The sequence below is a fragment of the Ruegeria sp. C8 genome, assembly GCF_056537565.1.
The window spans coordinates 70,197-90,542 of the sequence record NZ_JBQFRV010000003.1 but is presented as its reverse complement, the minus strand read 5'-3'; the positions used below and the strand labels follow the sequence as shown (position 1 = coordinate 90,542).

The window sequence follows — 20,346 nt, the reverse complement described above, 5'->3', positions numbered from 1 at the left end:
CGGGAGGATCAGCCGCGTTGCGCCGCCCGCAATTCCCGTTCCAGAGCGTCCAAGAACCGCGAGCGATCGGCTTTCCCGAACGGTTTCCCACCACCTCCAGCGCCCAGAGGGTTCGCCGCGCGCAAATCCGCCATCAGGTCGCGCATCGCCAGTTGCTGGCCTATATTGGCGGCGGTGAAAGCCTCGCCATTGGGCCGAAGAACACGGGCACCGGCCTCGACGCACTTAGCCGCCAGCGGGATGTCCGAGGTGACCACGACATCGCCTGCGCCGCAACGCTCGGCGATCCATTTGTCGGCCTCATCCGCGCCCTCAGCGACAATGACGACCTGTACCAGAGGGTTTGCCGATGGCCGCAACCCGCCATTCGACACCAGCGCCATAGGCACTTTGTGTCGGGTCGCGACCCGCTCAGCCTCGGCTTTGACCGGGCAGGCGTCCCCATCGACATAGAGCGTTGTCACGCCTTTTTTGCCTCTTTCTTTGCGGGTTCAACAGGCTTTTTCTTGACCTTGAACTCTTCGGGGATTGGCATCCGGTTGAACGCGTCCAGACCGGCGATCTTATAGGCCTCGGCCAGCGTCGGATAGTTGAACGTGTTCTGCACGAAGTAGTCCACGGTGCCTTTCAGGTTCAGTACGGCTTGGGCGATATGGATCAGCTCCGTCGCGCCTTCGCCCACGATCTGAACACCAAGTACCCGGCGGGTTTTCAGGGAAAACAGCATCTTCAACATGCCATGTTCCAACCCCATAATATGCCCGCGCGAGGTTTCGCGGAATCGCGCCACGCCGACCTCATAGGGGATGCCGCGCTCCTGCAACTCTTCCTCGGACATGCCGCAGGTCGAGATTTCGGGCACGGAGTAAATGCCATAGGGATACCACGGGCTTTCCGGCAGGGTCGGGGTTTCAAGCGCATGACAGGCCGCCACGCGACCCTGTTGTAACGAGGTTGAGGCTAGCGAAGGGTGCCCGATCACGTCTCCCGTCGCGTAAACATGCGGCACTTCGGTCTGGTAAGTCTTGCGATCCACGCTGATCCGGTTGCGGTGATCTGTTTCAACGCCAACAGCCTTCAGATTCAGCGTCGAGGTCGCGCCCATCCGACCGGCAGCAAACAACAGCATCTCGGCCCGAACGTGACGGCCGTTCTCAAGAGTGACCTCGACATGCTCGCCCGCATCTTCGATCTTTTCGACGGCCGAGCCGAGCCGAAGATCCACTCCATTCTCACGTATTTGATGGGTGAAATCGTGGATCAGGCGTTTGTCGATGAAATCCAGGAAGGTGTCGCGCGGCTCGATCAGGGTGACACGGACATCCAGGGCCGAAAACATGGTGGCATATTCCACGCCAATCACCCCGGCACCGATAACAACCAGCGACCGAGGGATCTCGGCCATTTCAAGGAATTCATCGCCATCCACAACGGTTTTGCCGTTGAAAGGCACATAGTCCGGGCGATAGGTTTTGGTTCCGGTCGCAATCAGGAACTTTGCGGCGGTCAGGCGGGTTTTCTCACCACTATCCGTCGCCACCTCGATCTCATGCGGGCCCGTGAACGAGGCCAGCCCGTTCAGAGTATCCACATGGTTTCGGTTGAATTGGTGCTCCAGCACGTCAACTTCGTGGTCGAGTGTCATGTGCAGCCGGGCCTTCAGGTCCTCGGCGCGGATCTGTTCTTTGACCCGGTAGGAGCGGCCGTAAAAGCTGCGTTCGCGCCAGCCCGAAAGGTTCAGCACGGTTTCACGCAGGGTTTTGGACGGGATCGTGCCGGTATGCACCGATACGCCTCCGAAACGATCGTGCCGGTCGATCACCAACACCCGGCGTTTCAGCTTGCCTGCCTGAATCGCTGCCGACCGGCCCGAGGGGCCAGACCCGATGATGATCAGGTCATAGTCATACTTGCTCATGCCTCAGTCTCCGTACAGCGCTTCGGCGTGGAACGTGATGTGGTCTTCCATGAAGGTGGACACGAAGAAATAGGAATGGTCATAGCCCGGTTGCAGACGATAGGTCGCCTGCTGGCGGCGCTCGGCGATGGCCTGTGCCAACGCTTCGGGGCGCAAAAGGTCGATGAACTGATCGCTCGCACCGGTGTCGATCAGGACAGGGCCGTCAAATCCGACCTCTTTCATCAGGAGCGAGGCATCATGCTTGGCCCAACCGGCCTCGTCATCGCCCAGATAGGCGCTCAGCTGTTTGCGGCCCCAATCCGCGCCGGTCGGGTTCGAGATTGGCGCAAAGGCCGAGACCGAGCGATAGCGCCCCGGCAGGTTCATCGCCAGTGTCAGAGCACCATGGCCGCCCATCGAATGGCCGGTGATAGCCTGACGGTCCATGTCGATGGCAAAATTCTCGGCGATCAATGCAGGCAGTTCCTCGGCCACATAGTCCCACATGTTGAAATGTGGGGCCCAAGGGGTTTGCGTCGCGTTGACGTAAAAACCCGCGCCTTGGCCCAAATCATAGTCTTCGTGATCGGCCACGCCTTCGCCGCGGGGAGACGTGTCGGGGAACACGATGGCGATGCCCTGTTCGGCGGCCCAGGCCTGTGCACCGGCCTTGGTCATCGCGTTTTCATGGGTGCAGGTCAGGCCAGACAGGTACCACAAAACCGGAACGGGGCCGTCCTTGGCCTCGGCGGGCAGAAACAGGCCAAAGGTCATATCGCATTGGCAGGCGGTCGAGGCATGGCGGTAGACACCTTGCACACCACCAAAACAGGCATTTTCCGAAAGGGTTTTCATCTGGTCGAGTCCTTAATCTAGGGTCGCGCCATGGCTATCGCCCTAAGGACGCCGCGTAAAGTGCGGCGGCGGCCATGTGCATGACTTTTTGGTGGGGTTGCACGCTCACAAAGCGGTAAGCCATCCGATGATCAGCGGAACCGTCAGAATACTGGCCGCCGTAGACAGCAGGATCGCCGCCGAGGCGCGATGAGGTGCAACCCCGTAATGCGCCGCCAGCATGTAGACATTGCCCGCAACCGGTAGCGCAGCGGCGGCAATCGCAACCGTGGCCGAGAAGGTATCGACTGGAACCAGCCAAAGCAGGGCGACGGCAACACAGGCGGGGTGGACGATCAGCTTGCAAAAGCTCAGCCAGCCCGCGATTTGAACCCGCTCGGCCGATTTACCAGCCAGCGAGGCGCCGATTGCAAACAGTGCTCCGGGCGTTGCGGCCCCACCCAGAATGGTCAGAAAATCATTCATCGGGCCGGGCACCGGAATCTGTAGCGCCGACCAGATCAATCCGGCCGAGATCGATACGATCATCGGGTTCTTGAGCAACCCAAACCCGATCAGGCGCAGCGTTTTGACCGTTAGCTTTCCGTCCCGGCCGCCATTGATCAGGACTACGATGAGCGAGGAAAACACGACCAGATCCACCGCAAGGATCAGCATGACGGGCCCGATCGCGGCCTCGGACAGCAGCATAGCCAGCATGGGCAGGCCCAGAAAGCCGACATTGCCGATGGCGGCACACTGGGCCTCAACCGCGGCGGTGGGGATGTCGAGGCCCCGTATCCATGCCACCAGCGAAGCCAGTGCGTAGACCGCTAGTGTGCCGATCAGATAACCGATGATCAGCCGCCCGTTGAAAATCTCAGCAAAGGGAAGGTTGGCGGCAAAGCGGAACAGCATGGCCGACAGGGCAAAGAAAAAGACGAATTTCGTCAGATAGGCGGTGGCTTCCTCAGTGAAAAACCGCGTGCGCCCGGCCCAGTAACCCAGGCCGATGATCACGAAGAAGGGAAGGGTGCGCAGAAAGATCTCGACCATGGGTACCCTCCTAACATGGATCGCGCGACCTGCAAGTCACGGATCGAACGGTGTTTTGGGTGACGGCCCGTCAGAAAACACCAAGAATCCTTGTGTCTGAACAGATCGGTTTATAAATTCGATCCACAACCCGCTGAAGGAGCCATCATGACCCAATCCGCCACCATCCTGCGCACCGGCCGAAAATTCGACCAGGTTCTGCGCGGGGCCCGAGAAGTTTTTCTCGCGGATGGGTTCGAGGGGGCCAGTGTGGATGACATTGCGCGGGCGGCGGGTGTCTCAAAAGCGACGCTATATAGCTATTTCCCCGACAAGCGCCTGCTGTTTATTGAGGTGGCGCAAACCGAATGCCGACGCATGGCCGAGCGTGTGATCTCGATGATCGACGAAACCAAACCCGTGCGCGAAGTTCTGACGATTACCGCGACGCAGTTGGTCAGCTTTTTCGTATCGGATTTCAATCGCCAGATTTTCCGCGTTTGCGTGGCTGAACGGGATCGGTTCCCGGAACTTGGCCGGGTGTTTTATGAAGCTGGGCCTCAGAACGGTCAGCGAAAGATGGTCGAGTATCTGGAAAAGGCCGTCGCCAAGGGCGAATTGTTGATCGAGGATGTGACGATCGCAGCAGAACAATTCGCCGAGCTGTGCAAAGTGCGCCTATGGCTGCGCGCCGCCTTTGGCATCCAGGAAGAATTCTCTCAGGCCGAGATTGACGAGGTTGCCCTGCAAGCTGTCGATATGTTCATGGCCCGCTACGGCGTTTGACAAAGTGAAATGGCCTGCAGCCCCATCTGCAGACCATTCCCACTCGTTAAAAACATACTCGTTACCTGAGTACCCACTCACTCGATAAAGGTTTTGGCCAACCGGTCGCTGATGGGTTGTGACAGATAGGCGATCACGGCCCTCTCGCCGGTATTGACGAACAGATCAGCCGGCATACCGGGTACCAGATCCAGCGCGGCCACCGCCTCGGGCTGCTGGGCATCCAGTTTGACCCGCGCCTTGTAGTAGGGCTCGCCCGTGCGTTCGTCTTCCAAGGCATCGGCCGAGATGTCGAAGATCTTGCCGCTGGCCTCGGGGACGTCTGCCTGTGCAAAGGCCGACAGGCGGATGCGGGTGGACTGGCCGATCCGCAGCTTGTCGATGTCACCGGTCTTGACCCGCGCCTCGACAATCAGCGCCTGATCCGCCGGGACAATGTCCATGATGTGTTCGCCCGGACGAATGACGCCGCCGGTGGTCGAGGCCGCCAGATTGACCACCCGTCCGCTGGTTGGGGCCAACAGCTCGATCCGCTTGCGGCGCTCGGCGGTGCCTGCATATTGCGGGCGCACCAGATCAAGCTGCGCTTCGGCCACCGCAAGCTCTCCCGCGATTACCTCATCCCGCAGCTTTTGCTGGCTGATCAGCGTCAGTTCCAGCTCTCTAACTTGATTTTCAGCCTGCGCGATCTGGGTGCGCAGCGAAGCATCGACGCCGTAGAGACGCTGCAGCTCAATCTGACGCGAGCTGACACGGGTGGCCGCGACCAACCCTTTGTCCAGCAGGGTCTGTAGGCTGTCCAGTTCGGTTAGAGTTATCTCGATCTGGTTTTGGGTTCTGACACGCTGTTCGGCCAGCCCTTGGGCCTCATCCTTCAGGCCCGAAATCCGCTGCTCATTGATCCGAGTTTCGGTCTGGCGGGCGCGGGCTTCGGCGTCAAACAGCTGTTTCTGCGTCAGATAGGCGGAGGTCCAGTGCAGCCGCTCCATACCCGCCTGAAAACCAGCCATGGCCGAAGCTTCATCAAACCGGTCCTGACCGCTCATCTGTGTCAGCAGGCGGGCGCGGCGCACCGAAAGCTCACCCATCTGGCTGCCCAGCACGTTCAGGTCGACGTCGATATCGGTGCTGTCCAGCCGGATCAGAGGTTGACCGGCCTGAACGAAATCTCCGTCGGCAATCAGGATGTCGCGGATGATGCCGCCGTCCAGATGCTCGACCGTTTTGCGATCGCCTTCGACCACGAAGGAGGCAGGGGCAACCACCGCCCCGTCCAGTTTCGAGGCGAAGGCCCAGTAGGCGCTGCCTCCGACAAAGGCCAACAGGGTGATGACGCCAACCCAGACATAGCGTCCGATCCGGGGGGAGGCGTCCGAGATGTCGATGAACTCTGCCTCATTCAGCGACAACGCATTGCGAGAGGCGTTGTACGGGACAATCTGTGTCATTGGGCTGCTCCTGTGATTTGCGTTTCCGGGACGGGCTGAGGGGTCGGGCGGGTGCCCTTGCCTGAACTGTCCAGAACATTGCGGCGATTGACTTTCAGCACGTCATCCTTGTCGCCGAACTGGGTCTGGGACCCGTTGCGCATGACCATGACCTTGTTGGCGGCCTGCAAGGTTGCGGGGCGGTGAGTCATGACAATTGCGATGGAGCCGCGGGCCTGAGTGGCCAGAATGGCATCGCGCAAGGCCTGTTCCCCTTCGGCATCCAGATCCGAGTTCGGTTCGTCCAGCACCAGAACAAACGGGTCACCATAGAGCGCGCGGGCGAGGGCCAGACGCTGCCGCTGACCGCCGGACAGAAAGAACCCTTGACCAATGCGCGTTTCATAGCTGTCGGGCAGGGCGCTGATCATTTCGTGAATGCCAGCTTCCTGCGCGACGCGAAAAACCTCGGCGTCGTCGATGGCGACCGAGAAACGGGCGATGTTTTCGCGGATCGTACCGTCGAACAGCTCGACATCCTGCGGCAGGTAGCCGATCTGTTTGCCCAGATCCTCGGTGTTCCATTTCGACATTGGGCTGCCATCCAGCAGAACCTCGCCCCGTTGCGGGTGCCAGATCCCGGCCAGCATTTTGCCCAGCGTCGTCTTGCCCGAGCCGCTATGGCCAATGACAGCCAGAACGTCGCCTGCGGCCAGATCAAAGTCGATACCCCGAATGGTGGCATTGATCGCGCGCGGCGGACCGGCCTGAGCAATTTTCGCGTCCAACGTCTTGAAAGCGCGGGGCAGGTGCAGGTTGGGTGTTTCCTCGGCGAAGTCCTCTGTCAGCGCCTTGATCTTGGCGTAGGAACCGCGAGCGGCCAGAAAACCACGCCATTGGCCGATAAGCTGGTCAATCGGCGCCAGCGCCCGCGCCAATACGATGGTCGCGGCGATCATGACGCCTGCAGTGGATTCGCCCGTTATGGCAAGGGCTGCACCCAGACCCAGAATGGCCGATTGCAGGCCCATACGGATGGTCTTGGACAGGACCGAAAAGCCAGTGATACGGTCAGCCGCGCATGTTTTATGCGCGTGCGCGTCGATTTGCAGGGCGGTCCAGCGACGCACCAGATCGGATTTCATGCCCAGCGCGTGGACCAGTTCGGCATTACGATCCGAAGTCTTGAACAGCGCGTCCGAGCGTCCTCGGGCCTCGGCAGCGTTTCGCATCGGTTTCTGTGCGCGTGCGTTGTTGATCAGCGCCATGACGGTCAGGGTGACGGCTCCGGCCAGTCCCAGCAGACCCAGCAGCGGGTGCAGGACATAGAGGACCAGCAGGTATATCGGAATCCACGGCGCATCGAAAAAGGCTGTCAGGGTCGAGCCCGAGATGAACTCGCGAAATCCGTTGACGTCGTCGACCAGATTCTCGGCGCTCTGCGCTTTGCCCTGAACCCGGCGGCGCATGGCGGCCCCCAGAACGGGCGCACCGACGGCCATTTCGAACCGGGCGGCCAGGCGGCCCAGGATGCGCATCCGCATCAGGTCGAGACAGGCGATCACGACAAAGACGCCACCCAGCAGAAGGGTCAGCGCGATCAGCGTGTCGACATTCTGGCTGGTCAGGACCCGGTCGTAGACCTGCAGCATGTAAAGCGGCCCGGCCAGCATCAGCAGGTTGAGAAACAGGCTGAAGAAAGCGACAGCAACAAACCCTTTGCGCAACGAGGCCCATGCGGTTTGTACGGGGTTGGATTTCTGAAACATCGTCTTGCCCTTTTCCGGTTTGGCAAACTGGGCGGTGTGACCCGCCCAGTCCGTTTTCGATTAAGCGACGAAGTCGTCTTCGGTCAGGTCGGTGGTGTTGACGCCCGCCAGACGGACCGAGCCTTCGGTGCCGAACGAGATCACAACGTCGTTGCCATCCTGAGCGACATTCACAGCGCTGCCGAAATCGGGGCCGAAGTCACCGAATTGCAACTGGTCGAGGCCGACTTCGAAGTCCTGGATCACGTCGTTTCCGAAATTCGCGCCGAAGGTGAAGGTATCCGCACCTGCGCCACCGATCAGGATGTCATTGCCACCCTCACCCGAGATCAGGTCATCGCCGTCACCACCGCTGAGTTTGTTGTCGAGATCGCTGCCGATGATGATGTCTCCATCGTCGGACCCGATCACATTCTCAATCGACTGCAGAACATCGACCTCGATCTGGTTGTCGATGACGTCCTGACCGATGACACCCGTGCCGCCTGTGGCGTTCACGTCCAGAGTGGCACCCGCATCTACCAGCGTGTCCTGCACGACCGGGCCATTGTTGCCGGCCGGTGCGTTGTGCAGATGGATGGCCGAGACAACACCCGGGATCGGGGTGTTCAGGTCGGCCTCGCTCAGGCCCACAACGCTCAGCTCGCTGGAATAGGTCACTTCACCCGTGTGCAGGTTCTGCGTAATGACCACAGTCGCCTCGCCGGTGGCTTCGCTGTCCGAGGTCGGCCCCGGTTCCTGCGCCGCGTCCAGACCGCCGCTTAAGGTGACGGTGCGGATGCCATGCTCGGTCTCGACACTGTCCACCAGCAGCTGCCCGCGGATTTCACCACCGGGGAAGTCCGATGTGTGGATGTTGTAATACAGGTTGCCCTGAAGCGCCTGTTCCACAAAAGCTGCACCATTGGCGATGTTCGCGCCGAACTGACCGGGGGCAGAGACCACGGCGTCCTTGACCGAGACATTAAAGCCCGTATCGCGGGTTGAAGTGCCGTTGCCATTGGCGCCCAGGCGCACTTCGACCGCGACATCCAGATCCGAGAAATCGGCTGTGTCGATGCCGTCGCCACCGTCGATGAAGTCATTGCCCAGACCACCGGTCAGAACATTGTCCGCATCGCCTGCGATCAGAACGTCGTCGCCCGCGCCACCATCGATATTGCCGTTGGTGGTGCCCAGATCGACAAAGATGTCATCGCCAGAGCCCAGCAGGACGTTGCCGTTGATCACGCCTTCGTCGTCATTGACGATGGTCACGTCACCCGCATCCGAAGCGTCTATTGCATTGACCGTCCCGCGGATCTCACCTTCGTTCAGGATTGCCCCCAGAAGGTTCAGGCCACCGTCAACGCGGATACCTGCGGCTGCGTCCGAGGTCTCGGAGCCTGCGATCAGGCCTTCATTGACGACCACTCCGGCAAATCCGGCCTCGGACTGGCTGGTGAACAGGCGCAGGCCATCGCCGACCTGATTGCCCTCAACCGCGTCGCCGCGACCTTGCAGGGTGCCTTCGTTCAGAACCGCCGCCGACACGATATCGCCTTCGACATCGCCGGTTTGCAGCGACACGGCCGAGCCGTTGTTGCCCAGACCCGCATCAACCAGACCGGTGTTGTTGAAGGTATAGTTGTCGGCAGTGCCATCGGCATAGACGGTGCCGTTGCGCTGGTTGCCGGTGCCGAGGATTTCGCCTTCGTTGACGACCTCAAGCCCCTCACCGTCGATATTCACCGCACGGCTGTCCGACGTGACGGTTCCACGGTTCACAAACGAGCTGCCGGTATGATCACCGGTCCCGAAGTAGACGCCGTTTTGCACGCCTGCGAACACGCCGCCTTTTTCGTTGACCAATTGGCCTTGGAAGTTGACGTTGTTCACCGCGCGGAACGCGCCGACGGTTCCGTTTGCACCTTCGGACTGCACAGTGCCTGCGTTGGTGATGGAGCCGGTGAACGTGCCTGCGTTGCCGACATTGCCGATGCGGATACCGTCGCCTGCGGCATTGGTGCCCGCCGCCGCGTTGCCGCGACCCTGGATCAGACCGTCATTGTTCAACGTGAACGCATTCTCGCCCGCGATCTCGGCGCCAAAGCCCGACCCTTCATTGCCTTCACCCGCATCGACGACGCCGGTTTCCTGGTTGTTGAAGGTGAAGTCTTGCGCAGTGCCGTCGGCGTAGACGGTACCGTTGCGCTGACTGTCGGTGCCGACGATCTCACCTGCGTTGTTCACCTCGAGGCCGATGCCGTCGATGTTGAACGCGCGGCTGTCGGACGAGATTACCCCGGTTTCGAGGTTGTTGAACACACCACCGGTGTGATCCGCGCCTTCACCGGCGACCGGGTTGCCGAAATAGACGCCGTTCTGAACGCCCGAAATCTGGCCCGAGTTGTTGAACTCACCCTGGAACGACACGCCGTTGACGAAACGCACACCCGCAACAGTGCCGTTTGCGCCCTCGGAGTCGATAGTGCCCGAGTTGTTGATGACCGCATCGGTGACGCCAATGTTGCCCACATTGCCAACCCGGATACCGTCGCCTGCCGCGTTGGAGCCTGCCGCCGCATTGCCGCGACCCTGAATGGTGCCCGCATTGTCTAGCGTGAACGAGGATGCGCCATCCGCAGTTCCGCCGATTTCAACGCCAAAGCCCGACCCTTCATTACCTTCGCCTGCGTCGATCGTGCCGGTGACCAGGTTGTTGACTGCGAAATCATCGGCGGTGCCGTCAGCATAAACGGTGCCGTTGCGCTGGCTGTCCGTACCAAGGATATCACCGCCGTTCACAAGGTTCACACCGGTGCCGTCGATATTAACCGCGCGGCTGTCGGACTGGATCGTGCCGAAGTTCAGAACGTCCAGATCATGTGTGCCCTGACCGATATAGAGGCCGTTTGCGGCGCCCTCGATCACCCCGGTTGAGGTGTTCAGGATCTCGCCCTCGGCGCTTGCGCCATCCGCGATGCGGATACCGGCTGCGGTGCCTTGGGTGCTTTCCGATGTGATCAGCCCGCTGTTGAGGATCTCGGTCTCGAGGATCGTGCCTTCAGCCCCGTTGTTGATCCGGATACCGTCACCCGCCAGACCGGTGTTCGACGCCGCCTGACCACGGCCCTGAATGGTGCCGCCGAAGCCGTTGAATATATCGGTTTCCACACGGTCGCCAACCTCATCCCCGACCTGAAGCGAGATCCCGGCGCCCTGATTGCCCTCACCGGCATCCACGGTTCCCCCCGTGAAGTTCGAGATCGAGATATCCTCGGCGGTGCTGTTGGTGTAGATCGTGCCGTTGCGCTGATCTCCGGTGCCAAGGATGTCGCCGAAGTTGCGCACGTCAATGCCCTGGCCTTGAATGTCGACAGCGCGGCTGTCGGAGGAGATCACACCGCCACGGAAATTGTCCAGGCTGCCCGAGCTCTCGGGTCCTGCAAGCTGAACGCCGTTAAAGTCGCCCGAGATCTCACCAAAGTTGCGCACGGCGGCGCTGCCGGTGACCTGAACGCCGGTGGCCAGCGCATCGGGGCCGCTATTCGCCTCGATCACACCCGAGCGGAAATTGAACACGTCAACATCCTCGCCCTGCGCCTGAACGGCGGCGACGGCGTTGTTGGTGACAATCTCGCCAAAGTTCAGCAGGCGCGAAAAGTCATTGGCCAGAACAAAAGCGGGCGTGTCGTCGACGATCGTGTTCTGGAAGAAATTGTTGAAAAGGGTTTGGCCGTCACGTGTGGTCTCTTGCGCCAGTGTTGACGTGGTCAAGAGACGGGCGCGCAGGCTTTCTACGAATTGGGACAGCATGGGTCACTCCGTCTGGTTTGTTGCGTGGTGCAGGTGGCCCGTTCGATCGGGCAACCGACGCAACAAATCAGTAGGCCCCGCCCATTGTCGGCGGAAATTCATGGTCCAAATCGGGGGTATAACCAGCGCGAATAGTCACGAATTTCGTGAAGTCTTCGCAGGCGGCAGCCTTGATTTACAAGACGATGCGATGGGAAACCGCGGGTCGCTCACTTATTTGATGACGGTGTTTCACCTATTTGTGACGGGATGTGGGGGGCAAATCCTCCTCAAATCGCCGCGCGGCCTTCTGAAACAGGGGGGGCGCGCGTAGTGTCATAGGTACCTTGACCTATTTTTTTGTTCGAATTGCCCCGCCATGAACCTCAGAGACCTGGAATACGTCATTGCCATCGCCAAGCACGGCCAGTTCAGTCAGGCCGCTTCGGCTTGCAACGTGTCCCAGCCGGCGATGTCCAACCAGATCAAGAAACTCGAACAGGAGTTGGGGGTCGAGCTGTTCCTGCGTCTGAACAATGAGGTCCGCCCGACGGCCTGCGGCGCGCGGATCGTCGACATCGCAACAAGGATGCTGAATGACGCGCAAAAAATCCGTGACACAGCGACCGAGTTCCGCGACCCCGAGGCGGTGCCCTTCACCATCGGCATGACGCCCACGTTGGCCCCATATCTGACGCAGTATTTCTCAGAGCTGTTCAGCACTTTGTTTCCGCGCATGCGGGTGACAATGATCGAAGACCTGCCGCAAAACATGTTGCAGATGGTCGAAGACCACACTTTGGATCTGGCGCTGGTGGCCAAGATCAACAACAGCGACGCGCTGGATTTCACCTCTATCTGGTCCGAGCCTCTGTTTCTGGCGCTGCGCGAGGGGCATCCGCTGCATACTCTGCCCTCGATTTCTGCCGATGAGGTGCCAGTGCATGATTTCATCCGTTTGCCCCATAGCTTCGGCTATGCGCTGGAAGATCGGTTGCCCAAGCAGGATCCCTCCAGCCGTATCAGTAAGCGCTTTGATCTGACCGCGTTGCGGTTCGAGACAATCTGCCGTCATATCTGTCACTCTGACGATTGTACGATTGTTTCCGCCCTGGCGGCCGAGCAGTTCAAGCGGGACAACTGGCCGCTTTGCTTCATTCCGTTTGATGGGCCGGGGCACTTGCGTGATCTGGGGGCGGCGACGCGACCGAATTGCCCGCGCAAACCGATGTTGGCGCGGATCGGAGAATACATTCGCGAAAAACCCCCGATCGGAGTGATCCCGACCTATCAACCCGAGGAAGTTGATCCGCCGAAACAGCCAGCGACGGTCTGAGCGTTTTCGGCAAAGGGGTTAGTAGGTGGTCCGCATCTGGTAACCTTGATGGAAGGTCATTCTGACGAATGTGACCGGTTTGCTTTGGAACCATGTCGTGCGTTCCAGTTGGAACAACGGTGTGCCCGGTGGCACTGACAGAAAGTCCTGCAACTGCCCGGTGGCCGGAACCGCCGAGAAGGCGATCTCAGCGTTGGAAAAGGGAACCTCGGATAGCAGCCATTCATTGGGGCCGGCGGTCAGAAAGCTCTCATTCACCACGTGAGGTACGGCATCAACGCTGATCCAACGCTCTTCAAACTGAAAAGGGCGGTTGTCTGCGTGATGCATGCATTGAAGATGCAGGATTTGCGCGCCTTCCTGCAGGCCCAGCTTGGCTTGCAGCCACGCTGGGCAGTCGATCTGTGTGCGGCTGACAAGCGCATAGCGGTATTCGGCATTCATATCCTCGATCGTCTGGCGGACAACGGTGATCGGCAGTTTGGCCTGCTTGACCGGGGTCGTAACGACCCGGGTGCCGCCTTTGCGCTTACGAGTAATGATGCCCTGTTCCGCCAACTCTCGCAGCGCGCGGTTCACGGTGGCACGGGCGCAGCCGAACTCGGCGGCCAGTTCCAGCTCGGTCGGAAGTAAACTACCCTGAGGCCAGATGCGGCTTTGGATACGGTTGATCACCTCGTCTCGGATATCCTGAAAACCGATATTCTTCTGTTCCGTCACGATCTGATCCCGTTTCCTCAATAAGCTTATTCATAATATGTATCGCAGGCGACTCTCGCGTAAAGAGGATGCCGAGCGTTACAAGTGAGGCAATATCTCGGCTATGGCTTTTCTGTACCGCGTCACGATCTGGTCGCGTGCCACGTGATGCCCATCCTTGACCCTATGCCGCCCAGCCGACCAGAGGTCGGTCACCATTCCGTCCTGTGCGGCAAACACAAGCCCGTCCAGTAACTGGTCAGGTCGCAAAGCGCACAGCGCCGGGTCGCTGCTGTCGATGGCAACAAGGTCCGCCAAGGCGCCCTCGGCTATCTGCCCCGCGTTTCGGCCCAGCGCTTGCGCCCCACCCGTCGCGGCGCCGCAATAGAGGGTTTGCCCAACAGACCCTTCGCCAACCACCAGCACATTGCGCGACAGGTCGCGCAGGCGTTGAGAGTACTCCAGCGTCCGAAGCTCGTCGGTCAGTGAAATCCGCACGTTCGAATCCGATCCCACACCGAACACGCCGCCTGCGGTCAGATACGTCGCGCCATTGAACGGGCCGTCGCCCAGATTGGCTTCTGTGATTGGGCAAAGGCCTGCGACAGCGCCGGACGCCGCCAATGCGCGTGTCTCTTCATCGGTCATGTGTGTGGCGTGGATCAAGCACCACTGCCTGTCGACAGTGGCATTACCCAGCAGCCATTCGACCGGGCGCGCGCCCAGGCCAGCCTGTACCTGCGCAACCTCCTTGGGCTGCTCGGCTATGTGGATATGAACCAAACCGGTGTTATGGTTCAGCACTTCTTTCAGATCGGCGGGTGAGGTCGCGCGCAGGGAATGCGGGGCAATTCCCACCCGGACATCCTCTGGCAATGCGGCGCTGGCCGCTTTGGCCTCGTCCACCAGTCGCAGGAAACGTGTCACGTCGTTGCCGAACCGCTGTTGCCCGGGTTCCAAAGGCACTTCTCCGGCCCCGGCATAGGAGTAGAGGACGGGCAGATGCGTCAGGCCGATGCCTGTTTCGACGGCGGCGGCCATGATGCGGTCGGATAGCTCTGCCAGTCGTTCATAGGGCGTGCCACCGGGTTGATGGTGCAGATAGTGAAACTCTCCGACGGAGGCGAACCCGGCCTCCTGCATCTCCATATAGACAAGTGCGGCGATGGCCTGAATCTGATCGGGCGTCAGTTGCTCAGTGAAGCGATACATCACATCGCGCCACGTCCAGAAGCTGTCCCGCCCGGCGCGCCGGTATTCGGTCATCCCCGCCATGGCACGCTGAAAGGCATGGCTGTGCAGGTTGGCCAGCGCAGGCAACAGGGTGTCGACTGTGACATCTGCGTCTTGCGCTTTGGCGTCGGCTGTCACAGCGGCGATGTGCCCGTCTTTCAAATCCAGCCTGACATTTTCTGCCCAACCTGTGGGTAGCAATGCGCGCTTCGCGAAGATGGTCATTCGGCTCTCCATTTTATGGATAGACATAAAACACATTGGAATGTACTAGAAAAGAGAGAATTGCATCCGCTGCGAGAATCAAATGCCCACAACCCACATCCTGAAGGACCTGAACGCCGCAACCATGGCGGAGAATGGCGCGCCTTATGGGGTGATCGAGTCGGCGGCAATTGTGATCGAGGGCGATAAAATCGTATGGGTCGGGCCGCGGACCGCTTTGCCCGAAACCTATGTCGGGTTGTCTGAGACGTCCTGCGCAGGGCGTCTGGTGACGCCCGCTCTGATCGATTGCCACACGCATGTTATCCACGGCAGCCATCGCGCGGTCGAGTTCGAGATGCGCTTGAATGGGGCGAGCTATGAAGAGGTTGCCCGCGCCGGAGGGGGGATCATCTCTACCGTGACGGCCACGCGTGCGGCCAGTCTGGATGACTTGGTTGCGCAAGCGCTGCCGCGCGTGGATGCGATGCTGGCCGAAGGTGTCTCGGTCCTCGAAGTGAAATCCGGCTACGGCTTGGATCGCGAGACCGAATTGACCATGCTGCGCGCCGCGCGGGCTTTGCAAGACCACCGTCCGGTGCGGGTCGTAACCAGTTTTCTTGGCGCCCATGCGGTGCCGGTGGAGTACAAGGGCAATCCGGACGCATATATAACTGAGGTTTGCATTCCGACCCTTCGGGCCGCCCATGCCGAGGGGCTGGTTGATGCAGTAGATGCCTTCTGCGAAGGGATTGCCTTTCTGCCCGACCAGCTCGTGCCGTTCTTTGATGTGGCGCGTGAGCTTGGCTTGCCGATCAAACTGCACGCCGAACAGCTGTCCAATCTCGGCGGCGCAAAGCTGGCGGCAAGCTATGGCGCACTGTCTGCGGATCATATCGAGTATCTTGATGACGAGGGTGCAGCGGCAATGGCGCGCGCGGGCACTGTTGGTGTGATCCTGCCCGGTGCTTTCTATACCCTGCGCGAAACGCAATCTCCGCCTATTGATCTGCTGCGCAAGCGCAATGTCCCGATGGCTTTGGCGACGGATTGTAATCCGGGTTCGGCCCCGATGACCTCTCTGCTTTTGGCAATGAACATGGGCTGCACCCTGTTCCGCATGACACCTGAAGAGGCGTTGAAAGGCGTGACCCTCAACGCCGCCCGCGCGCTGGGTTTGCACGATTGCGGCCAGATTGCACCCGGCATGCGCGCTGATCTGGCGATGTGGAACGTCACTCACCCGGCCGAGCTGTCCTATCGCATCGGCTTCAATTCGCTACACGCTCGCATTTTCGGAGGCGCAGTTTGACCACCCTGACCCTTACACCCGGCGCTGTTTCTCTGGCGCAGTTGGAGCAGGTGTTCCGAGACGAATGCGCCGTGCAGTTGGATCCGATATGCCATCCCGGCATTCTGGCTGCCCACGCGCGCATCGCGGATGCTGCTGCGGGTGAGGTCGCGGTCTACGGCGTGAACACAGGCTTCGGCAAGCTTGCCAGTGTCAAGATCGCGGCCGAGGATACGGCGACCCTGCAGCGCAATCTGATCCTGTCGCATTGCTGCGGTGTCGGCCCTGCGATTCCGCGGCCGCATGCGCGGTTGATGATGGTCCTGAAACTGCTCAGCCTCGGGCGCGGAGCCTCAGGCGTGCGGCTGGAGTTGATCACGCTGCTTGAGGCCATGTTGGCGAAGGGCGTCACCCCTGTGATCCCCGCGCAGGGTTCGGTCGGGGCCTCTGGTGATCTGGCGCCGCTGTCCCATATGGCCGCTGTCATGATGGGCGAGGGTGAGGCCGAATATGGCGGCAAACTCATGCCGGGGGCTGAGACGCTGGCGGCAGCTGGCCTGAAGCCGGTAGAGCTTGGCCCGAAAGAGGGTCTGGCGCTGATCAACGGCACCCAGTTTTCGACCGCTTTTGCTTTGGCGGGCTTGTTCGGGGCATGGCAAGCGGCGCAGAGCGCGCTGGTCACATCGGCTCTGACTACGGACGCCATCATGGGATCCACCGCGCCATTGCAACCAGAAATCCACAGCCTGCGCGGCCATCGCGGCCAGATTGAGGCCGCAGAGACCATGCGCGCCCTGCTGGCCGGGTCGGTGATCCGCGAAAGCCACCGCGACGGCGATACGCGCGTACAGGACCCGTATTGTATCCGCTGCCAGCCGCAGGTCGTCGGTGCGGCAATGGACGTGATCCGGCAGGCCGCCACAACGCTTGAACTTGAGGCGAACGCCGCCACCGACAACCCTCTGGTCTTGTCAGAGGCCGGGCTGATCGTCTCGGGCGGTAACTTTCATGCCGAACCAGTTGGTTTCGCCGCCGACATGATCGCGCTGGCTGTGGCCGAGATCGGAGCCATCGCCCAACGCCGCATCGCACTGATCGTCGATCCGGTCCTCAGCTTTGATCTGCCGCCCTTCCTGACCCCCAATCCGGGCTTGAACTCGGGCCTAATGATTGCCGAGGTCACGACGGCGGCTTTGATGAGTGAAAACAAGCATCTCGCCAACCCATGTGTGACGGATTCGACGCCCACCTCGGCCAATCAGGAGGACCACGTCTCAATGGCGGCCCATGGCGCGCGGCGTCTGGGTCAAATGGTCACCAATTTGGAGCGTATTCTGGGTGTCGAGCTGCTTTGTGCCACACAAGGGATCGAATTCCGCGCGCCGTTGCCCACCAGTGAAACGTTGCAAGGCGTGATGGCCCAGTTGCGCGCTGTGGTGCCGCCTTTAGGGGACGACCGCTATACCGCGCCGGATATCGAGGCAGCCTCAATCCTGATTTCTAGCGGCGAGATAGCGCGAAACACAAGTGTTGCCATGCCAGAGCTGGGCGCGTGATGGATCCGTTTGAAGTCACCCGAGGCGATAGCCCCATCGTTCTGGGCCTGCCGCATACCGGCACCTATGTACCACCCGAGGTGCAGGCTAAGCTGAACGCGCGTGGCAGGGCGCTGACGGATACGGATTGGCACATCCAAACGCTCTATGACGGGTTGCTGACCGGGGCGACGGCGGTCCGCGCGAGTTTCCACCGCTATGTGATTGATGCCAATCGCGATCCGTCGGGCGTGTCTCTCTATCCCGGTCAGAACACGACGACACTGGTTCCGCTGACCGACTTCGATGGGAATGGCATCTGGGATCAGCCGCCATCCGATGCGGAAATCGCCGAACGCCTCGCTGCGTTTCATACGCCCTATCATGCCACGCTGATGGCCGAACTGGAGCGGGTCAGGGCGATCCACGGCATTGCGGTCCTGTATGACTGCCACTCGATCCGCAGCACCATTCCGTACCTGTTTGACGGAGTCTTGCCCGATATGAATCTGGGCACAAATAACGGCACGACCTGCGCGCCTGAGATCGAGGCAGCGGCCCATGAGTTTGCCGCTTCATCACCCTATAGCACCGTCTTGAACGGAAGGTTCAAAGGCGGCTGGACGACACGCCACTATGGCCGCACGGCCGAGGGTCTCCACGCCATTCAGATGGAGCTGGCCCAATCCTCCTACCTGACAACCGAGCGCCCGCCATGGTCCTATGACGACCGTAAAGCCGAACGTTTGCGCCGCTGGCTATTCGACATTCTGGACGCCGTCCAAGACACAGCATTGGAGCTTGCATCATGACCGACCCCCGCAAGAACACCCGTGATATCTATCCGCCCACCGGGCCGGAGCTGAACACTAAAAGCTGGATGACCGAAGCGCCGCTGCGGATGCTGATGAACAACCTGCACCCGGACGTGGCCGAAAACCCGCATGAGCTGGTGGTCTATGGCGGCATCGGGCGCGCGGCGCGGACTTGGAACGACTTTGACACCATCGTCTCAAGCCTCAAGGATCTGGAAGAAGACGAGACACTGGTTGTGCAATCCGGCAAACCCGTGGCCATTGTGCGGACGCATACGGATGCCCCTCGGGTGTTGATCGCGAACTCGAACCTTGTGCCACATTGGGCCAACTGGGATCACTTCAACGAGCTCGATAAGAAGGGTCTGATGATGTACGGCCAGATGACCGCTGGCTCGTGGATCTATATCGGGACGCAGGGTATCGTGCAGGGCACTTATGAGACCTTCGCCGAGGCCGGGCGTCAGCACTATGGCGGCGACCTGACCGGCAAGTGGATCCTGACCGGTGGTTTGGGTGGAATGGGTGGCGCGCAGCCCTTGGCGGCGGTTTTTGCCGGGGCCTGCTGTCTGGCTGTTGAATGCAATCCGGACAGCATCGACTTCCGCCTGCGCACCAAATATCTGGATGAAGAGGCCGAAACGCTGGACGAGGCGCTTGAGATGATCGCCCGCTGGACCAAGGCGGGTGAGGCGAAATCGGTCGGCCTGCTGGGCAATGCGGCAGAGATCTTCCCCGATATCTACCGCCGGATGCAGGCCGGTGGCATGCGCCCCGATATCGTCACCGACCAGACCAGCGCCCATGACCCAGTCAACGGCTACCTGCCGCTGGGCTGGACCATGGCGCAGTGGAAGGACAAACGCGAAAGCGATCCCAAAGCGGTTGAAACTGCCGCGCGCGCCTCGATGAAGCAACATGTCGCTGCGATGGTCGATTTCTGGAACGCGGGCGTGCCGACGCTGGATTACGGCAACAACATTCGCCAAGTGGCGCAGGATGAAGGGCTCGAGAACGCCTTTGCCTTCCCCGGTTTCGTGCCCGCCTATATTCGCCCGCTGTTTTGCCGCGGGGTCGGCCCGTTCCGCTGGTGCGCCCTGTCTGGCGACCCCGAGGATATCTACAAAACCGACGCCAAGATGAAAGAGCTGTTCCCCGAGAACACCCATCTGCACAATTGGCTCGACATGGCGCAGGAGCGTATTGCCTTCCAAGGCCTGCCCGCACGGATCTGCTGGATCGGTCTTGGGGATCGCCACAAGGCCGGGCTGGCCTTCAACGAAATGGTGCGCGACGGAGAACTAAAAGCCCCGGTTGTCATTGGTCGGGATCACCTCGACAGCGGGTCCGTCGCCTCGCCCAACCGTGAGACCGAGGCGATGAAGGACGGCTCGGACGCTGTTTCCGACTGGCCGTTGCTGAATGCGCTGGTGAATACGGCCTCGGGCGCAACATGGGTGTCTTTGCATCATGGCGGTGGGGTCGGCATGGGCTTTAGCCAACACGCGGGCGTGGTCATTTGCGCCGATGGTACCGATGCAGCGGCCAAACGGTTGGAGCGGGTTTTGTGGAACGATCCGGCCTCGGGCGTGTGGCGCCACGCGGATGCGGGCTACGAGGATGCTAAGGCTTGTGCCCGCGAACATGGGCTGCGGTTGCCGGGTATTCTGGGATAGCCCTCGGTCAACGATCCGCGAATTGATGC

15 protein-coding genes are annotated in these 20,346 nt (G+C 60.6%); 6 read left to right on the top strand and 9 right to left on the bottom strand.

What is annotated here, in order from left to right:
- Positions 1-8: 8 nt before the first annotated feature.
- From ACR0KL_RS05715 to ACR0KL_RS05700, 4 genes are all read right to left on the bottom strand, one after another.
- A complete protein-coding gene (locus ACR0KL_RS05715) occupies positions 9-464 on the bottom strand; it encodes a YaiI/YqxD family protein (RefSeq protein ID WP_170463095.1) in 456 nt (151 codons plus the stop codon).
- Positions 461-1,918, bottom strand: coding sequence for a Si-specific NAD(P)(+) transhydrogenase (sthA, locus tag ACR0KL_RS05710; RefSeq protein WP_170377338.1), 1,458 nt, complete (start codon positions 1,916-1,918; stop codon positions 461-463). Before sthA ends, ACR0KL_RS05715 begins: the two co-directional genes overlap by 4 nt.
- A 3-nt stretch (positions 1,919-1,921) precedes the next feature.
- Positions 1,922-2,755, bottom strand: a complete 834-nt coding sequence (gene fghA, locus ACR0KL_RS05705) for an S-formylglutathione hydrolase (protein WP_480776731.1) — start codon at positions 2,753-2,755, stop codon at positions 1,922-1,924.
- Between the two features lie 105 nt (positions 2,756-2,860).
- Positions 2,861-3,790 carry an AEC family transporter gene (locus tag ACR0KL_RS05700; protein WP_480776730.1) on the bottom strand — a complete coding sequence of 310 codons (930 nt, stop codon included), beginning with the start codon at positions 3,788-3,790 and terminating at the stop codon, positions 2,861-2,863.
- A 147-nt stretch (positions 3,791-3,937) separates the two neighbouring features.
- Between ACR0KL_RS05700 and ACR0KL_RS05695 the strand changes: the two genes are divergently transcribed.
- A complete protein-coding gene (locus ACR0KL_RS05695; RefSeq protein ID WP_480776729.1) occupies positions 3,938-4,555 on the top strand; it encodes a TetR/AcrR family transcriptional regulator in 618 nt (205 codons plus the stop codon).
- A 77-nt stretch (positions 4,556-4,632) separates the two neighbouring features.
- Here the strand turns inward: ACR0KL_RS05695 and ACR0KL_RS05690 are convergent, their stop codons facing one another.
- The 3 genes from ACR0KL_RS05690 to ACR0KL_RS05680 are packed head-to-tail and all read right to left on the bottom strand — an operon-like array spanning position 4,633 to position 11,549.
- Complete coding sequence (locus tag ACR0KL_RS05690) at positions 4,633-6,003, bottom strand: HlyD family type I secretion periplasmic adaptor subunit (RefSeq protein ID WP_480776728.1); 1,371 nt, start codon at positions 6,001-6,003, stop codon at positions 4,633-4,635.
- Complete coding sequence (locus ACR0KL_RS05685; RefSeq protein ID WP_170679877.1) at positions 6,000-7,751, bottom strand: type I secretion system permease/ATPase; 1,752 nt, start codon at positions 7,749-7,751, stop codon at positions 6,000-6,002. Before ACR0KL_RS05685 ends, ACR0KL_RS05690 begins: the two co-directional genes overlap by 4 nt.
- 60 nt (positions 7,752-7,811) lie before the next feature.
- Positions 7,812-11,549 carry a beta strand repeat-containing protein gene (locus ACR0KL_RS05680; protein ID WP_480776727.1) on the bottom strand — a complete coding sequence of 1,246 codons (3,738 nt, stop codon included), beginning with the start codon at positions 11,547-11,549 and terminating at the stop codon, positions 7,812-7,814.
- A 358-nt stretch (positions 11,550-11,907) separates the two neighbouring features.
- Between ACR0KL_RS05680 and ACR0KL_RS05675 the strand changes: the two genes are divergently transcribed.
- Positions 11,908-12,864: a LysR substrate-binding domain-containing protein gene (locus ACR0KL_RS05675; RefSeq protein WP_170679881.1), complete on the top strand. Its 957-nt coding sequence runs from the start codon at positions 11,908-11,910 to the stop codon at positions 12,862-12,864.
- Between the two features lie 18 nt (positions 12,865-12,882).
- On the opposite strand, the gene ACR0KL_RS05670 is transcribed toward ACR0KL_RS05675, so the two are convergent.
- Together ACR0KL_RS05670 and ACR0KL_RS05665 are read right to left on the bottom strand one after the other, a co-directional pair.
- On the bottom strand, positions 12,883-13,584 hold the full coding sequence (locus ACR0KL_RS05670) for a GntR family transcriptional regulator (RefSeq protein WP_170679883.1): 702 nt from the start codon (positions 13,582-13,584) through the stop codon (positions 12,883-12,885).
- 78 nt (positions 13,585-13,662) lie between these two features.
- Positions 13,663-15,021, bottom strand: a complete 1,359-nt coding sequence (locus tag ACR0KL_RS05665) for a formimidoylglutamate deiminase (protein ID WP_170679885.1) — start codon at positions 15,019-15,021, stop codon at positions 13,663-13,665.
- Positions 15,022-15,103: 82 nt separating this feature from the next.
- Between ACR0KL_RS05665 and hutI the strand changes: the two genes are divergently transcribed.
- Genes hutI through hutU form a run of 4 tightly spaced genes read left to right on the top strand, consistent with a single transcriptional unit; the run spans position 15,104 to position 20,317 of the window.
- Positions 15,104-16,312: an imidazolonepropionase gene (gene hutI, locus ACR0KL_RS05660; RefSeq protein ID WP_170679887.1), complete on the top strand. Its 1,209-nt coding sequence runs from the start codon at positions 15,104-15,106 to the stop codon at positions 16,310-16,312.
- Positions 16,309-17,847: a histidine ammonia-lyase gene (gene hutH / locus ACR0KL_RS05655; RefSeq protein ID WP_480776726.1), complete on the top strand. Its 1,539-nt coding sequence runs from the start codon at positions 16,309-16,311 to the stop codon at positions 17,845-17,847. The genes hutI and hutH overlap by 4 nt, the downstream gene beginning before the upstream one ends.
- Positions 17,847-18,638, top strand: coding sequence for an N-formylglutamate deformylase (gene hutG / locus ACR0KL_RS05650; protein ID WP_170679999.1), 792 nt, complete (start codon positions 17,847-17,849; stop codon positions 18,636-18,638). The genes hutH and hutG overlap by 1 nt, the downstream gene beginning before the upstream one ends.
- Positions 18,635-20,317 (top strand): urocanate hydratase, encoded by a 1,683-nt coding sequence (gene hutU, locus ACR0KL_RS05645; protein WP_480776725.1) that lies wholly within the window; start codon positions 18,635-18,637, stop codon positions 20,315-20,317. Before hutG ends, hutU begins: the two co-directional genes overlap by 4 nt.
- Positions 20,318-20,346: the final 29 nt, after the last annotated feature.

Coding starts and splice junctions, on each gene's coding strand:
- hutI (WP_170679887.1), top strand. CDS start 15,104: ATGCCCACAACCCACATCCTGAAGGACCTGAACGCCGCAACCATGGCG.
- fghA (WP_480776731.1), bottom strand. CDS start 2,755: ATGAAAACCCTTTCGGAAAATGCCTGTTTTGGTGGTGTGCAAGGTGTC.
- hutG (WP_170679999.1), top strand. CDS start 17,847: ATGGATCCGTTTGAAGTCACCCGAGGCGATAGCCCCATCGTTCTGGGC.
- ACR0KL_RS05695 (WP_480776729.1), top strand. CDS start 3,938: ATGACCCAATCCGCCACCATCCTGCGCACCGGCCGAAAATTCGACCAG.
- ACR0KL_RS05665 (WP_170679885.1), bottom strand. CDS start 15,021: ATGACCATCTTCGCGAAGCGCGCATTGCTACCCACAGGTTGGGCAGAA.
- ACR0KL_RS05685 (WP_170679877.1), bottom strand. CDS start 7,751: ATGTTTCAGAAATCCAACCCCGTACAAACCGCATGGGCCTCGTTGCGC.
- hutU (WP_480776725.1), top strand. CDS start 18,635: ATGACCGACCCCCGCAAGAACACCCGTGATATCTATCCGCCCACCGGG.
- ACR0KL_RS05680 (WP_480776727.1), bottom strand. CDS start 11,549: ATGCTGTCCCAATTCGTAGAAAGCCTGCGCGCCCGTCTCTTGACCACG.
- ACR0KL_RS05690 (WP_480776728.1), bottom strand. CDS start 6,003: ATGACACAGATTGTCCCGTACAACGCCTCTCGCAATGCGTTGTCGCTG.
- ACR0KL_RS05700 (WP_480776730.1), bottom strand. CDS start 3,790: ATGGTCGAGATCTTTCTGCGCACCCTTCCCTTCTTCGTGATCATCGGC.
- ACR0KL_RS05675 (WP_170679881.1), top strand. CDS start 11,908: ATGAACCTCAGAGACCTGGAATACGTCATTGCCATCGCCAAGCACGGC.
- sthA (WP_170377338.1), bottom strand. CDS start 1,918: ATGAGCAAGTATGACTATGACCTGATCATCATCGGGTCTGGCCCCTCG.